The sequence below is a fragment of the Phenylobacterium sp. genome (genome assembly GCF_036821595.1).
Lineage (GTDB): Bacteria > Pseudomonadota > Alphaproteobacteria > Caulobacterales > Caulobacteraceae > Phenylobacterium.
Map to the genome: position 1 here is coordinate 1 of NZ_DAISJG010000191.1, position 1,073 is coordinate 1,073.

The 1,073-nt window shown below is 73.2% G+C and carries 2 protein-coding genes; both read left to right on the forward strand.

What is annotated here, in order from left to right; translation table 11 throughout:
• The coding region (locus V7Z97_RS20535; protein WP_334165495.1) for a calcium-binding protein at positions 1–557 on the forward strand (557 nt) is incomplete at its 5' end.
• Positions 558–802: 245 nt separating this feature from the next.
• A partial coding sequence (locus V7Z97_RS20540; protein WP_334165496.1) for a hypothetical protein occupies positions 803–1,073 on the forward strand: 271 nt, incomplete at its 3' end.

Sequence of the window (1,073 nt, forward strand, 5' to 3'; positions counted from 1 at the left end):
GCGACGACGTCGTGCGCGGCGACGAGGGCGCCGACTACCTGCACGGCAACCAGGGGGCCGACACCGTCTCGGGCGGCGTGGGCGACGACACCGTCCGCGGCGGCCAGGGCGACGACCGGCTCTCCGGCGACGAGGGCGACGACCTGGTGTTCGGCGACCTCGGGAACGACACGGTGGCCGCCGGCGACGGCGCCGACACGGTTCAGGGCGGCGAGGGCGCCGACCGCCTGGAGGGCGGCGAAGGGAACGACATCGTCCGCGGCGGCCAGGGCGACGACTGGATCTCCGGCGGGGCCGGCGACGACTGGCTCTCCGGCGACCGCGGCGACGACACCCTCACCGGCGGCGCCGGAGCCGACACCTTCCACGTCTTCGCCGGCCAGGACCGGATCACCGACTTCGACGCCGCCGGGGGCGACCGCCTCCTGCTCCTGCCCGGCGCGGCGTGGACCGTCAGCCAGGTCGGCGCCGACGCCGTCGTCGACCTCGGCGGCGGCGCCCTCGTCATCCTCGTGGACGTCCAGGTCTCCAGCCTCGGAACCGGCTGGATCGTCTGACCGGCCAGGCGCCCGTCTCCCTCCCTTGATGGGGAGGGTCGACTCGCGGAGCGAGCGGGGTGAGGAAGCCCGGAGGTTCAGCGCTCACGGCAAAGAGCACCCCTTCCGCCTTGATGGAGGAAGGGATGGTGGTGATCGCAGGCCCGGTGGGAGGAGGAGGGCTATTGTCGCCCGTCTGGCTGACGCCTGAAAATTCCCCTACCCAATATTTGCCTTTCCGGCGAACCCATGTTCCCGTTACGTTCATGTCCGTCGACGCCCCAGCCCAGGACCGCCATTCGGCCATGCTGGCCGAGCTCGCGGCGATGAGCCTGACGCTGGCGCGCGACCTGCAGAACCGGGCGCTGGAGGCGGACACCCCGGCCGAGGCGGCGAAACTGGCCGCCGCCTTCCAACGCGTCGCCCGCGGCCTGCGCCAGACGCTGGCGCTGGAGCTGAAGGTCATCCGCTTCCGGGACGAGATGGGCCAGCCGCCCGAGCCCGCACGGCCGGACGCCCCCGCCTTCGCCCCCGAGC